Genomic DNA, 14623 nt, shown 5'->3' on the forward strand with positions numbered 1-14623 from the left:
GCAGGATCACGCGAAGTACGCTAGCCGAAACACCGGCGCAGGCGTTTGCGCAGTTTCGTATGTGAAGCGTGAACGATACGCTGATTGGCACGCTCTCGCGCGCCGACCTGATCGGATGCCAGCAACTGATTCATCGCACGCGCCAGCGCCTCGAATTGCGGATGCTGCACGGCCAGGCGCTCGAGGCGCGCGCGCTCCACGACGCAGTCCTGATAACGACCGAGGTCCGATTGCAGACCGCGCAGCGGCCGGATGAGATCGGCCATCGCCGCGCCATCACACAGGCTCTGCAGGGCCTCCAGTCCGTAACGCAGCATGCGGGCGCGCGAGCGCAGCCGATGCCAGGACTCATCAGGCGCTTCGTCATCCAGTTCGCGTATGTCTTTCGCAATACGCCGGTAGCGCCTGCCGAGGCGCCGGGCCGCGCAATCGCGCAAGGTCTCGCCGGTCTTCGGCAACGCCTCCAGCCCCGCGAGCAGTCCCAGCAAGCGCTCGAAACGCCGACTTCCGAGCACGCGCTCCAGCGAACCCTGCGCCACGGAGCGCGCACGATCCAGATGGGCCGCGTACGCATCCACGGTTGACTGCAATCCAGCGTCCAGACGTGCCCGCATGGGTTCGATGTCGAGCCGCTGGACATCCAGATCGCGCGCCGGGCCCGCCGCGCGCTGCAACCACGCAAGCTCGCTCGCGAGCTTTTCGCGCTGCTTCCGGTTCAGGCAATCCCGCGCAATGATGAGAATCGCGCGAACCCGGCGCACGGTGACCCGCAGCTCGTGCAGAAACTCGAGGTCGTAAGGCGTTTCACGCACCCCAAGTGCGTTCATGCGCAGGGGCTCGACCATCGCGGCGGCCATCGCCCCCAGCTGCGAAGCGGCATCCTTGCGCGGCCTGAGCTTTGGTGACGCCGGCGCCGATGGCGCGCATGTGGTCACGCCAGCGGCGCGAGCCATGCGTATGAACGGGTCCTCGCCGCAGGCCTGCACCCCGGTGATTTCGCCGATGCGTAGCGCAGCGGTATCCGCATCGTCCGCATAGCCGCGCAGCGGTCGCAGCAGCAATGTGCGGCCCTCGTCGCGGCCACCGATCGCGCGCAGTTCCAGGCGCAGGACCGTCTTGCCGTCGGCATTGCGGCAATCCAGCTGCTCGCAGTACTGGTCTACTTCGAGCAGCGGCAGCAGCGCCCGCCCCGCCATGCGCTCGGCAAGCCGAGCAGATGGACGACGCCCGGCCAACGCGCTGGCATCGATCGGCCACGCAACGCCACGCAGGCGCAGCCTCGAATGCGCGGAGCCCAGGTCCCGCCAGACCAGCCGGCCCAGATGACCCTTGGTGTCCGGCTCGAACTCCGCGATACCGCCGTCGGCCAGCAGGCTGCGCCGGTGCGTATCGAGCCAGCGCAACCGGCCGCTGCGCCGGCTGGCGATCTGGCACTTCAGCCCAGGACCGAGGGCATCGAACAAGGATTGGGCGTCGACCTCGGCCGGCAGCCAAAAGCACAGCGGATGTGTCGCCATTCTGAAACTCTAGCAACTGGCGCTTTCGCCGGCCGCTGATGCACACTGACACAAGTCAAGCAATGCCCGGTTACTTGCGATCATGCCCACGCCGAACCGACTGATTTTCCTGCTGATTGCCACGTTGATGCTCGCCGCCTGCGGCGATGCCGGCGATCCGGCCCGGACGACCGACGATTTCTGGAAGGCCGTGCTCGCGGGCGACCGCGCGAAGGCGCAGTCGCTGGCGCTCGACCAGCTGCCGGACAAGATGCAGCCCGAAGGCGGCGAGACCGCACCGAGGATCGAAGTCGGCGAGGCCGCGATCACGGCGGATCGCGCGGAAGTCCCGACCACCCTGTATGTAGTCGAAGATGGCGGGCGGCTGATCCCGGTGCCGTTCAAGACGGTGCTCGCCAAGACCCTTTCCGGCTGGCGCGTGGACACCACGCAGACGCAGGCCTCGATGCTCGGCGGCGCGCTGGGATCGGCGTTTCGCGAGATCGGCCGCGCGTTTGGCGATGCGCTGCGCGAATTCGGCGAGGGCATGCAGAAGGGCCTGCAGGAGGCCGAGCCGGTGGACCCGGCCGCGCTGCCGCCGCCCCCGCCCGAGGCGCGCTGATCGTGCGTGGGTACCGGGCGTAAAGATCGCCGGGTCCACCCCTGCGGGGGATACCGAAATCGGCGCCAGTTTCAAACATTCGGGCGATCTGGGCGACATCATCTACAGCCTGCCCGTCATCCGCGCGCTCGGCGGCGGCGTGCTGTATCTGGACCCGGCCGGCGGTGCATCCGAGCGCGGCGTACAGATCACCTGTCCGGACAAGCGCACCCGCCTCGATGCCGAACGCATCGCATTCATCGAGCCGCTGCTGCGCGCGCAACCGTATATCGAAGACGTACGCAGCTGGAACGGCGCGCCGGTCGACTACAACCTCGACCGCTTCCGCGAAGTGCTGAAGAGCCCCGACCGACGCAGCCGCACCGGCAATCTGGCCGACTGCCATCTCCAGGCATTTGATCTTGCATTCGACGAGGTCACCCGGCCCTGGCTCGATGTCGACGAACCCATCGTGCTGGGCAAAAACGTCATCGCGCGTTCCGCGCGCGTACAGGGCGGATTTGGCTGGCTGTACGGAAACAAACACGCAATCGCGCGGAATTACGTATTCGTCGGGCTGCCGAAGGAACACGAGTACTTCGAGTGGACCTTCGATTCAAAAATTGCGTTTCATCCGACCACCAGCGTGCTGGAACTCGCGCGGGTGATCCGCGGCGCGCCTCGCTTCATCGGCAATTCCAGCTTTCCGCTGGCGCTGGCGATCGGCATGGGACATCCGGACATCACCCAGGAGGTCGACCCCAAACTTCCGACCACGGTGTTCGACAACATTCGCATGCAATATATCTGAACACCTTGGGAAACTCTGAACGAGTCCTTCCAGGATCGTCAGAGCAGCGAAAACGAAAAAATGCGACTTTTCGTTTTCTTTCATTCTCGACGGTTGTAGCCGTCGAAAATGGCGGCACCTCCATGTGCCGCGGGAACCCCTGATTCAACCAGAGGTTCCCAAGCGATCAATGCCCGCGCAACAGCAGCCGCGGCGGACGACTGGCGACGCCACGCAGCGCGAACACGCCCGCAAGCGCACTGGCGATCCACGCCAGCAACACGGCCGCGGACCACAACGCGGAATCGAACACATAGGCGATCTCCAGCACGCGCGTTGCGATCCACCAGTGCGCCAGGGACGCCACTGCGGCCGCCGCGATGGCCGCCGCGAGGCCGAGCAGCAGAAACTCCCACGCGGCCGCGGCACGCAGTTCGCGCCGACTGGCGCCAAGCGCACGCGCAATCGCGGCCTCGTGGCGGCGCGCGCGCAGTCCGTAACGCGTCACCGCGATGATCACGAGCACCCCGCCCGCCAGCGCGAGCCCGAACACCACCTGTAGCGCAGCGGTGATCTGATCAAACAGGCCGCGCGCCTGATTGAGCAATGCCGCCACGTCAATGACGGTGACGGCCGGAAACGCACGCAGCAGATCCGCCAGCACGGCCGCACGTTCCACCGGCAGATGGAAACCCGCGAGATAACGCAGTGCCAGATCATTGCCCGCCGCACGCGGGAACAGCACGAAGAAGTTCGGCCGGAAGTTGCCCCACTCGACATAGCGAAGACTGTCGATGCGCGCCTCCAGCGTGCGCTCGCCGATGCGAAAACGCATGCGGTCATGGAGCTTCAGGCCCAGCGTCTGCGCCAGCCCTCGATCGACCGAGATCGAACCGCTGTCCGTCGAACCATCGACCCACTCGCCCGCGACCACCCGGTTGTCGTTCGGCAGCGTGTCACTGAAGCCGAGGATGAACTGGCGTGTCGCAAGCCGCTTCGCGCGCGCGTCCTCGTAGTCTTCCGCCCGCACCGGCGTATCGTTCAACGCCACGTAGCGAGCGGATGCCGTGGGATAGAAAAGAACGTTCCCCAGCCCGCGGGCATCGAGCCAGTCACGCAGGGGCGCAACCTCGGCGGCCTGCACATTGATCAGAAAGCGGTTCGGCGCATCGGCCGGCAGGCTTGCCAGCCAGCCGTCGACAAGACTCTGGCGCACGAAGGCGAGCAGCAGGATCGCCGTCAGGCCGATCGCGAGCGCGGCCGCCTGGATCGCCGTCGCCAGCGGCCGCCGGCGTGCCGCCGCGAGCCCCTGACGCAGGGCAAAGCCGCGTGCGCGCCGACCGAACCGGGCGACCATGCGCAACGCGACGACGGTGACCAGCCCGAGCACCAGCAGTGCGCCGATCAGCGCCAGAAACACCGTGCTGGCAAGGTTCCAGTCCGTACCCGACTGCACGGCCAGCAGCACGGCGACAATCAACAGCGCGAGCAGCGCGGCAACGCCGTCGCCAAACCGCCAGCCCGCACTCGTGCGGCGCAAGGCATCGCGCGCGGCAACGCGTCCGACCACGGCCAGCGGGCCGATTGCCCCGGCCGCCACCAGCGCCGCGGCCGCGAACCACGCGCCGGCGATCTGCCAGAACGCCGGCCGCGCGAGTTCCACCGGTATCAGCGCCTGCACCTGCCCGGCGATGAACGCCTGCACGGCCCAGCCGGCGAGCGTGCCGAGCAAGGCCCCCGGCAGGGCGATCCACGCGAGCTGCCAGGCGACCAGCCCGATGCTGCGCGCGCGCGACTCCCCCAGACACATCACCAGCGCCGCCTCGCGCACGCGCTGTTCGGCGTACTGGCGCGCGCTGATCGCAATCGCCGCGGCCGCAAGCAGGGCCGCGACCAGCGCGGCGAGCGTGAACACCCCGCGCGCGCGATTGAGCGCGCTGTCGAGTTCCGGGCTGGCGTTGTCGAGATCGAGCATCCGCGCGCCCGGCGGCAGTTGCGGTCGCAGCACCGCGGCCACGCGCGCGACCGCCTGGCGCGGACCGGCGCTCAGCCAGCGGTATTCGATTCGCGAGCCCGGTCCAAGCAGGCCGGATTCCGCGAGCCCCGCCCGCGCGACCAGCACCCGTGGGGCGAGCTGGAACACCCGGCCGCCGCGGTCGGGTTCGACCGTCAGCACGCGTTCGATCCTGTAGCGGTTGTAGCCGAGCTCCAGCGTGTCGCCGACCGCAAGCTCGAGCTCGTGCAACACGCGCGCATCCACCCAGACCTGACCGGCAGCCGGAATGCCCGCGGCCGGCTGATCCGGCGTGGCCGGGTCCAGCGTGGTGCGCAGCGCACCGCGCAGCGGATGGCCCGGGTCGACGCCCTTCACACCGACCAGCACGGTGCGCTCGCCGGCGAGTGCGACGGACGGAAAGCTCACCGCCACGGCCGTGCGCAGACCCTCGGCCGCGGCCAGCGCGGCCCAGTCGGCGGGCGGTTCGGCATCGGTCTCGACGACCAGATCGGCGCCCAGCAGCTCGGCGGCGCGCGCCTCCAGCGCCGTGCCGGCACGCGCGGCCAGCAGGCCCACGCCGGTGAGCACGGCGAACGCCAGCGCCACCGCCACCACGAGCAACCGTGCATCGCCGCCGGCCAGGGCACGCCGCGCCAGGCGCGCGGCCAGAGTCACGTCACGCATCGGCGTCCACGGCGATGCGTCCGTCGTGCAGGTGGCAGGTCCGGTCGCAATGCCCCGCCAATTCCGCGTTGTGGGTGACCAGCAGCAGTGCGCTGCCGTGGGCCCGCACGAGGTCGAACATCTGCGCGCTGACTTCGGCGGCGCTGACCCGGTCGAGATTGCCGGTCGGCTCGTCGGCGAACAGCACGGCGGGCTCGGTTACGAAGGCCCGCGCCAGCGCGACACGCTGCTGCTCGCCGCCGGAAAGCTCGGCCGGCCGATGCCGCGCCCGTGCGGCGAGCCCGAGGCGTTCGAGCGCTGCGCGCGCGCGACCCATCGCGTCCGGCGTGCCGGCGAGGTCCAGCGGCAGCGCGACGTTCTCCAGCGCCGTCAGCGTCTCGACGAGCTGAAAATCCTGAAACACGAAACCGACACGGCCGCGCCGCAGCTTGGCCCGCGCGTCCTCGTCCAGACCGGTGAGTTCGCTGCCGAACAGCGTGACTGAGCCGCCCGTCGCGCGATCCAGCCCCGCGAGCAGGCCGAGCAGCGTGGACTTGCCGGCGCCGGAGGCCCCGGTGATCGCCACGGACTCGCCCGCATGCACGTCCAGATCCACGCCGTCGAGGATGGTCAGCACCCCGGTCGGGCCGCGCACCTGGTAGCCGAGCGCGCGTGCCTGCACTATGGTTTCGTGTTTGTGGTCCGGAGCGGAGTTCGACATGCGCAATCGCAGGGCTCGGTGGCGGCTCGTCTGGTTCGCCGCGTTGCTGTTGGGTGCCGCTGACGCGATGGCACAGCGGCCGGTGTTGCTGGTGCTCGGTGATTCACTGAGCGCGGGCTATGGCCTGGCCGATCTTAACGACTCGTGGGTCGCGCTGCTGGCCGGCGCACTGCACCAGCGCAACCCACCCTGGGACACCGTCAACGCGTCCATCAGCGGCGAGACCACCAGCGCTGCGCTGGATCGTGTGACCGAAACCCTGATCGTCGAAGCCCCGACCGTCGTACTCATCGCACTCGGCGCCAACGACGGCCTGCGTGGTCTGCCGCCCGCGGGCCTCAGCGAACGCCTGCAATCACTCGCGCGTTTCGCGAAGGCCGCCGGCGCCACACCCGTCATCGCCGGCGTGCGTCTGCCGTTGAACTATGGCCCCGTGTATGCGGAAAAGTTCGCCCAGGCGTTTCGCGATGCCGCAACGGCCGAGGACGCGGCGCTGATCGAAAACCTGCTGGAAGGCGTGGACGAAAAGCGCGGCCTGTTCCAGGACGACGGCCTGCATCCCGCCACGGCCGCACAACCCGTCATCGCGAAACACATGGGCGCGGCGCTGGCACCGGTGCTCGATCAAACCAGCTCAGCGGCCCCATGAGGCGAATTGCCGCCCGGGCAAAGCCGTGCTAGGTTCAACTTCAGGTATCAGGAGATTCACACGGGAGCGGGACCGGGAACCATGCGGCAGGGAACCGACCAGGATCACCATCAGCGCGGGGGCCGTCACCCGGAGCCTGCGGGCCTGCCCGAGCCATACGAAACCCACTGCTCATTTGGTGCGTTTCAAGCTGTTCGGGGCATCTCTGGCGCACAAGAGTGGTGCGCTTGGCCGCATATTACCAATATCGTGCCGGCACAATATTGCCGATATTGTGCCAGCTGCATAATCTGCTGTTAGGCAATAAAAAATGGAGCCATCGATAATCGCGGCAATCATCGGAGCACTTGCAACAGTGTTGGCTGTGGTAATTGGTTGGTGGCTGCCGCAAAGAAAAGCAACACGCTCCAAGTCCGCAGAATCAATCAAATTCCAGCCAGATAAAGATGGCATCTATTTCATGCAATATTTGCTGCATGATGCTTACGAGCAACAAACACCGCTATCAACTACCGAGCTTGCGGAACATCACAGAGATTACGCGCCACTGGAATTGGAAGTGAAGCTCATAGGCCTTGAAAATCATGGCTATGTTCAGCGGGTAACTCGAAAGAACACAGGCATGGGCAAATGGCAAATCACCCCAAAAGGAGTCGAGTTCATGTTCAAGCACGGGCATCAATTACACGATTTGGTTGAGGAAAGTCGGAGTAATGCCTAACAAGTGCATCATGTCACTGCCCTTCGGGCAGCTGGGACGTGCCACCGCTGCGCGGCGGCCCGCCCCATATGCTTGTCGTTATACGACTATGGAGAGTTTTAGGTGCGAATAAGTCGCGTTGAAATATCAAACTTCAGGGCACTGCGAACAATCGCAGTGCCTATGACACAATTTAGCGTGCTTCTTGGTGAAAATGATGTTGGGAAAACGTCATTCCTATACGCAATCGAAAACTTTTTCGTTGCTAAGAAACTGAGCGATCCAAAGGACTGGTACAAAAGAGACACGAATAACGATATAAGGATCACCATCACTTTCTCGGACATCCCTGATGATGAATCCCTGAATGATCTGAAAAGAAGTGACGAAACAATTATCGTTAATCGGATCTTTGCTTTTAATAAGCCACCGGAAACGAAAGTCATACTGGACGACAATTCGGCAATAACCATTGCAAAACCTATTGCAGCCAGATGGTTTTCCAATGATAACTTTCACTTCATACCTGTAAGACGGGACTTGTCAGTCCAGTTTTCTATGAATAAGACCGCCATGCTCGGAAAATTGCTTCGCGCCAAGATGAAGCAGGCAATTGTAAACGCCGGTGCTGAAACACCACTACAGGAAGTTGCGAGAATACTCCAAGAGGCTGTCGACGAACCACGAGAAACGATGGAAGCGTTTCTCAAAGAACAATTGAGCAACGAAACAGTAAAACTGGGGTTTGATGATCTAGAAATTGATCCTACTGAAGGAGTTAAATTTGCAGTCACTCTTTCAGATGACCGAGTTGAGAGTATAGAAATTCAAGACCGTGGCGCCGGTACGCAGAATAATCTAATAATTGCATTGTTTCGGTTACTTGCTACTTCAAACTTAGAAGCAGAGTTCATTTTCGCAATGGAGGAACCTGAAAATAGTCTTCACCCAAAAGCTCAGCGCCAGCTTTTGAGCGTGATTCAAGAGATTAGTAAATCCACACAAGTGATCGTTACAACGCACTCCCCAGTATTTATTGATCGTAGCCAGTTTGAAAGTAATATTTTGCTTACTCGTACTACAGCAGGAAACACAGTTGCAAAGGTCTTTGATTCAGAAGACCTACCTTCAATTAGAACGGATTTAGGAATTCGAGCCTCGGATGCTCTTCTAAAAGGTGGCGGCAACTGCGCTATCCTCGTGGAAGGTTCCACTGAGGAAGACGGATTCCCAACATTTATGGAAATGCTCGGCCTCAGCGAGTTCGAGTTAGGTATTGCCATTATTAATATGGGTGGTTCCGATTTCCCCAAAGCTCATGGCATCGTGAAACTTCTTGGCGGTTACGACATCCCATGCGTGGTGGTTCTGGATAGAGATGCATATAAAACCGCAGACGATCTCAACAGGATTAAAGGAGATCAACTTCCAAACCTCAGAGAAGTTTACTGTCTTCAGAATGGAACCATCGAAGATTACTACCCGCCAAGCGTCGTAGCTGAAATCATCAACCGCACCTTGTCGCCGAGTACCGAAGTTCAAGAACATGAATTGAACGGAGACTGGTCCGGCCAAGACCGACTAAATGCATATAAACGCATCATGCATGAGCACGAGGCAGGGAGTTCTATCGAGTATTTAAAAAGAGCCCTTGGTGGCCAAGGTACTAAAATTCTTCAAGAGCAAAAATGTGATGTCCCCGACGAGATCAAGTTAATTCTTGAACGTGTAGCTGAAATAGCGAGAGATGGCTGAGATAAGTCGTATAACGATTTAAGGGGTCAGAGCCCTTTTCATGAGGTCGGGCGGCGTGCATGGACGTCAGGTCAACAGCCGTTTGGCCGCCGTTTCTTTTCGTCTTTTTGAAAGTCCAACAGGGTCGCCTAGATGATCGGCATTCTGTTTGACCTGTTGAAGGAGCTGTCAGCCTCATTCGCATTCCGAATTTCGCAAAGATTTCATCTATCAAGTCAACCAAAGCTGACAATTTTTATCCAGTTTCTGGTTTTTGCTTTTGTCCTGATAACCATCTTTGCCGGTTTGATTACCGGCATCACCTGGCTGCTCGCTAAATAGCGCGGATTTAAGGAGTTAAGGGGTCAGAGCCCTTTTCCGGCGTCGCCCCCCGATAGATTCTAAGAGGTCCGCTCACTTTGTCGCCGAGCCCTTGATAAGGGTAACTTGACGAGACGTACGCAAATACGTACCATCTTGGGCCATCCACCCGGAGATCGAAGATGGCCACCCTGACTGCCAGCGAGGCACGCGCCAACCTGTATCGGCTCATTGACCAGGCCGCCGAGTCACATCAGCCGATTCATATCGCTGGAAAGCGGACCAGCGCCGTCCTCCTTTCGACTGAAGACTGGGAGGCGATTCAGGAAACGCTATACCTCCTTTCCGTTCCGGGCATGCGGGAGTCCATCAAGGAGGGCATGGCCGAGCCCCTTGGCAGAAGCGCCAAGGAGCTTAAGTGGTAGGGTGGCGGATCGTCTATTCCAAGCACGCCAAGAAGGATGCAACAAAACTTGCGGCTGCGGGCCTGAAAGCCAAAACGTTGGAACTACTGGCGGTCCTGGCTGCCGACCCATTCCAAACCCCACCGCCCTACGAGAAGCTGGTCGGCGACCTGGCTGGCGCATATTCGCGGCGCATCAATATTCAGCACCGTTTGGTTTATGAGGTCTTTCCGAAAGAACGGGTCGTTCGAGTGCTGCGCATGTGGACGCACTATGAATGAGAGGCCCGACCCACCGAGTCGCTGCCGGTCGGAAGTACGACGCGAGCAGTGCGGCCGCCGGCCCCATGAATGGCCCACACCAGACAACCGTCCGGCGTAGATATCCACCGCGCGAATCAGCGCACCGTGAACCCGTCGCGGGCCCGAACGATGGAGTCACCACTGGACTGGTGAAAACGGACTTCGTATTCGCCGGGCGCTGTCAGTCCCCGGAATGTGAAGGTGCCGTTGCGCACCTGCCCGGTTTTCATCCACTGTTTGTACGCACCGCCGTAGGCGCCCTTTGGCGTGATGGTGATCCATTCGTCGCTGCGCTGGGCCGGCAGATCGAACACGTCGACGACGATGTCCTCGCCCACGGCGTAGGCGTTCTTACGCGCATCTAGACGCGGCCCATTGCCGGGCCCCGGAACCTGCACGTAGATTTCACGATCGACGACCTTCGGGGTCGCGGCCGACAGTGTTCGGTCGAGCGACACCCGCCGCAGTGCGGAATAGTCGGTGCCGGCACCGTACTCGGCCCGAATGCGCAGATCAGTCACGTTCGCCAGCACATCACCGAGCGTGCGGGCACCGCCGGACAACCGCCAACCGGCGCCGCTGAGCGGCAGGGTGAATTGCCGCCAGTTCGTGGAGTGGTCGGGGGCGATGTCGTAGCGGGCGCTCATGGGGCCGCTGCTGACGATGACGTCTCCGCGTGCGCCGTATTCGTCGGGGCCGTAGTAGTCCCCGCCCCAGCTCCGCTTTTCGAAGGATAGTTGCGCATATCCGCGCCAGTCGCCGTGGAAGGAGGCGGGTGCGATGTAATAGCTGGTCTGGCCCTCGCCCGGCGGCGCCACGGTGATGGCTTCGCCTTCGACCGCGAGCGTGCCGTAATTCACGGTCCACTCCGACCGTGCCGCGGTGCTGGTGGAACCGACCCGGAACCGGTCCCGCGCACGGACGATCCGGTCGCCGTTGGACTGATGGAAACGCACTTCGTACTCGCCGGGTTCCGACAGGCCCCGGAAGGTGAATGTGCCGGTCTTCTGCTTGTTCGTGTATTGCCACTGCCGGTAGGAACCCTCGGCGGCGTCGGCCGGCACGACCGTGACCCACTCGTCACCGCGCTGCGCGGGCAGATCGAACACCTCGACGGCGACGGCCTCGCCGACCGCGTAGACATCTTTGCGCGCGGTGACCCGGGGCTGCCCAGCGGGGGGCGGGAGCTGAACGTAGATTTCACGATCGACCTCCTTCGTCTGCGTTGCCGCACCCGACACGAACGTGAAGCTGGCGCCCCAGCGCCCATAGCGACTGGAGGTGATGCCGTTGCGCACGGAGCCCTCGTAGCTGTCCTGACCGCGCCGGACCTCGAAGGTCACCCGCCCACCTGCGGCCTCGGTGATGACGCCCGAGTGGGCCGCGGCCAGGCAGATGGATGAATCCGTTGTATAGACGAGCGTGCCCCAGATCGAGCCGGCCGCCGAGCCCGCGCGCGGCGGGCAGCAGTAGCTGAAGCGCTCGCCAAACCGATCGTTGACGCGAAAGGAATTGGTCGACTGATTCCACGCGATGTCGGCCCGGCATTGGTCCGCCTGTGCCTTGCCCGACGGAGTCGCGCGGGCGTTACCGGCGGCATCGAAAAGTCCGGCCGTGTAGTCGTCGCGCGGATGGGACAGCAGCTCCATCAGCTCGATCGATTTCTCGAGATGATTGACGAGCTGATCTGGATACGACTGCGCTTGAACTGAAACAGACAACACGAGAGCCGCGCCTGACACCAGCGCACGAGCGATGAACCTGTTTCTCTTTTTCATGGCTAGATGATCGAAGTCGGGGTGTCGTGGATGATGATCCTCTGATCGTTGTCGGGGGCGGCCGGCGGCGGGTTGTTGCTTCCCGGCCGCGGTGCCTGCTGTTTCACGCAGTAGTAGCGCTTGAGCCAGCCGCGCGCGTTCGCCTTGAGCGCGGGTATCTGCGCGAGCAAGGCCTTGTGTTTCGCCCGGTAGGAATCGATCAACTGCAATCCCTTGCGAACGTCAGCATCAATCTCGTTGATACTCTTGTGACCAAGGAACGGAATCGGCACAACGCCCAGTGTGCCGGCGCGCAGTTCCGCATCGACCGCCCGCAGACGCTTCTGTTCCTGGGTTGCGCTCGTGCGTGCTCTGGCGATGTCGACAAGCTGCTGACGTCGCCGATTGATCCGGGCGTCGTACCAACCAATCGCATCCGCGGGATAATTCGTTGGGTCGCGCAGTATCTCGGCGTATTCCTGCTCCGAGGCTTTCAGCGCCTCGCTCGCGACCCGCTCCTGCCTTTCGAGGACGCGCAAGGTGTCGTTCAGCGCCTGCTGTCGCTTCTTGATCGCGTCGGCTTCCTGACTCCAGTACATACCGGCCCAAGACGCAAGGGTGCCCAGATAGCGTTCACCCTCCTGGAGCCAGTACTGGATGTGCGCGAGCTCGAAGTTGACCCGATCGATTTCATCGAGCGCATCGCGCATGCCGCGACCGGCCGCCTGCCTGGCGTCGTGGATCGCCGCGGCATTCGCGCCGGCGAGATCGTCGCAAGAGACCGGCGCCTGCGCCAGGTTTGCCCCGTGTGACAGCGCCGGCAGCAGCAGGGACACAACCGCCGCGAACGAGCGCGGCGACGCAACGAATGCACGGCCGGCGGCGCACAGACGTCGCCACGGTGTGATGCTCACAACGGCCTCTCCCACTTCGGTCCCCGCTTCGAGTGTAGCAGGCGAATCCGGGAAATTTTGGACAAGCCTGGATCGAGCCATTCCGGCTTGCCGGGGCCGGAACTTCCGGTGCCCGGCTGGCTCACCCGACCTGACGGGCAACCCCCGCGCTGGCCACGGTCGATGTCGCGCCGCACAATACGCAAGGGTCGCTGACGACACCCGAACCACCGCACTGCCAGGAATGTTTGCTCGCACCGCACTGATCGCAATCGCGCTTGCACTGACACCGCTCGGCTGCAGCGATGAACGCCCGCAACACGCGAGCGCACACACGCCGCACGCGGTGCGGCTGTTCCTCGCCGGCGATGTGATGACCGGGCGCGCCATCGATCAGATACTGCCCGTGCAGAGCGATCCGGTCCTGCACGAACCAAACGTGCATGACGCACGCGTATACCTTGCGCTGGCGGTGAACAAGGGCGCACAGATCGCGCTGGCGGTCGACTGCGCGGCGATCTGGGGCGATGCGCTGTCGATACTCGACGAGTTCGCGCCGCAACTGCGCTTCATCAACCTGGAAACCAGCATCACGACCAGTGACGCATTCTGGCCGCGCAAGCCGATTCACTATCGAATGCATCCGGATAATGCGCGCTGCCTGAACACCGCCGGCATTGATCTGGTCACCCTCGCGAACAACCATGTGCTGGATTTTGATCGCAGCGGGCTGGACGAAACGCTCGACAGCCTCGACAGCGTGGGCGTGCGCCACGTCGGCGCCGGAAGGCATCGCAGCGACGCCGCCGCGCCCGCCATATTCGACCTCGACGGGCCTGCGCGACTGGCGGTGTTCGCATACGGAATGAGGTCTGCCGGCATTCCGCCGGACTGGGTCGCGACCGATGAACAATCGGGCCTGAACTGGCTTGCGGATCTATCGGATGCGAGCTTTGAACGCGTTCGTGACCAGCTGCGCAAAGTCACCCGGAACAGTGACATCGTGGTGGTTTCGCTGCACTGGGGCGGCAACTGGGGCTATCAGATTCGCTCAGCGCACCAAACATTCGCGCACCGGCTGATTGATGAGGCCGGCGTTGACATCGTGCATGGGCACTCGTCCCATCACCCGCTGGGCATCGAGGTTTACGGCAACCGGCTGATCCTGTACGGCAGCGGCGATCTGCTGAACGACTACGAGGGCATCGGGCACGGACCACGGTTTCGCCCGGAACTGTCGCTGATGTACTTCCCGGACGTGGAAGCCGACACCGGCAAGCTGCTGGCGTTACGGATGGTGCCGACGCGCATCGCGAACTTTCGCGTCAATCGCGCGGACGCAGCCGATGCGCAATGGCTCGCGGACATGCTAAACCGCGAAGGCGCATCGGTCGGTACACGCGTCGCCATTCAGCCGGACGGGACTCTCGCCCTTGGCTGGAACGGTCGATAGATTCCCGGTGCGCGGTGCGCACCCTACATGCGTTGGATTCCCGGTGCGCGGTGCGCACCCGAAGCGCCGAAATGTAGGTGCGCAATGCGCACCATCCTCCGAGTTGTAGGGCGAGCAATGCGCACCATCCGGATGCAAGCAGA

14 protein-coding genes are annotated in these 14623 nt (G+C 62.9%); 9 read left to right on the top strand and 5 right to left on the bottom strand.

Going from position 1 to position 14623, the window contains the following annotated elements; all coding sequences use genetic code 11:
• Window positions 1-20: 20 nt before the first annotated feature.
• Window positions 21-1517: a CHAD domain-containing protein gene (locus KDG50_02365; GenBank protein ID MCB1864246.1), complete on the bottom strand. Its 1497-nt coding sequence runs from the start codon at window positions 1515-1517 to the stop codon at window positions 21-23.
• Between the two features lie 82 nt (window positions 1518-1599).
• Between KDG50_02365 and KDG50_02370 the strand changes: the two genes are divergently transcribed.
• Together KDG50_02370 and KDG50_02375 are read left to right on the top strand one after the other, a co-directional pair.
• Window positions 1600-2118 carry a hypothetical protein gene (locus KDG50_02370; protein MCB1864247.1) on the top strand — a complete coding sequence of 173 codons (519 nt, stop codon included), beginning with the start codon at window positions 1600-1602 and terminating at the stop codon, window positions 2116-2118.
• A gap of 139 nt (window positions 2119-2257) precedes the next feature.
• Complete coding sequence (locus tag KDG50_02375; protein MCB1864248.1) at window positions 2258-2908, top strand: hypothetical protein; 651 nt, start codon at window positions 2258-2260, stop codon at window positions 2906-2908.
• Between the two features lie 166 nt (window positions 2909-3074).
• Here the strand turns inward: KDG50_02375 and KDG50_02380 are convergent, their stop codons facing one another.
• Window positions 3075-5567 carry an FtsX-like permease family protein gene (locus KDG50_02380; GenBank protein MCB1864249.1) on the bottom strand — a complete coding sequence of 831 codons (2493 nt, stop codon included), beginning with the start codon at window positions 5565-5567 and terminating at the stop codon, window positions 3075-3077.
• The gene (locus KDG50_02385; protein MCB1864250.1) at window positions 5560-6267 is read right to left on the bottom strand and encodes an ABC transporter ATP-binding protein; all 708 of its coding nucleotides are present in this window, start codon (window positions 6265-6267) and stop codon (window positions 5560-5562) included. The genes KDG50_02380 and KDG50_02385 overlap by 8 nt, the downstream gene beginning before the upstream one ends.
• Between KDG50_02385 and KDG50_02390 the strand changes: the two genes are divergently transcribed.
• From KDG50_02390 to KDG50_02415, 6 genes are all read left to right on the top strand, one after another.
• Window positions 6266-6916 carry an arylesterase gene (locus tag KDG50_02390; GenBank protein MCB1864251.1) on the top strand — a complete coding sequence of 217 codons (651 nt, stop codon included), beginning with the start codon at window positions 6266-6268 and terminating at the stop codon, window positions 6914-6916. The two genes, KDG50_02385 and KDG50_02390, sit on opposite strands and share 2 nt — an antisense overlap.
• A 310-nt stretch (window positions 6917-7226) precedes the next feature.
• The gene (locus tag KDG50_02395) at window positions 7227-7637 is read left to right on the top strand and encodes a hypothetical protein (protein ID MCB1864252.1); all 411 of its coding nucleotides are present in this window, start codon (window positions 7227-7229) and stop codon (window positions 7635-7637) included.
• Window positions 7638-7739: 102 nt separating this feature from the next.
• On the top strand, window positions 7740-9371 hold the full coding sequence (locus KDG50_02400; protein MCB1864253.1) for an ATP-dependent endonuclease: 1632 nt from the start codon (window positions 7740-7742) through the stop codon (window positions 9369-9371).
• Window positions 9372-9503: 132 nt separating this feature from the next.
• Window positions 9504-9692 (top strand): hypothetical protein, encoded by a 189-nt coding sequence (locus tag KDG50_02405; GenBank protein ID MCB1864254.1) that lies wholly within the window; start codon window positions 9504-9506, stop codon window positions 9690-9692.
• A gap of 161 nt (window positions 9693-9853) precedes the next feature.
• A complete protein-coding gene (locus KDG50_02410) occupies window positions 9854-10096 on the top strand; it encodes a type II toxin-antitoxin system Phd/YefM family antitoxin (GenBank protein ID MCB1864255.1) in 243 nt (80 codons plus the stop codon).
• Window positions 10090-10356, top strand: coding sequence for a Txe/YoeB family addiction module toxin (locus tag KDG50_02415; GenBank protein MCB1864256.1), 267 nt, complete (start codon window positions 10090-10092; stop codon window positions 10354-10356). The genes KDG50_02410 and KDG50_02415 overlap by 7 nt, the downstream gene beginning before the upstream one ends.
• 116 nt (window positions 10357-10472) lie before the next feature.
• Here the strand turns inward: KDG50_02415 and KDG50_02420 are convergent, their stop codons facing one another.
• Both KDG50_02420 and KDG50_02425 read right to left on the bottom strand, forming a co-directional pair.
• On the bottom strand, window positions 10473-12155 hold the full coding sequence (locus KDG50_02420) for a hypothetical protein (protein MCB1864257.1): 1683 nt from the start codon (window positions 12153-12155) through the stop codon (window positions 10473-10475).
• Window positions 12156-12157: 2 nt separating this feature from the next.
• A complete protein-coding gene (locus tag KDG50_02425) occupies window positions 12158-13048 on the bottom strand; it encodes a hypothetical protein (GenBank protein ID MCB1864258.1) in 891 nt (296 codons plus the stop codon).
• A gap of 223 nt (window positions 13049-13271) precedes the next feature.
• Between KDG50_02425 and KDG50_02430 the strand changes: the two genes are divergently transcribed.
• Window positions 13272-14480: a CapA family protein gene (locus KDG50_02430; protein ID MCB1864259.1), complete on the top strand. Its 1209-nt coding sequence runs from the start codon at window positions 13272-13274 to the stop codon at window positions 14478-14480.
• Window positions 14481-14623 lie beyond the last annotated feature (143 nt).

The sequence above is a fragment of the Chromatiales bacterium genome, assembly GCA_020445605.1.
Classification (GTDB): Bacteria; Pseudomonadota; Gammaproteobacteria; order JAGRGH01; family JAGRGH01; genus JAGRGH01.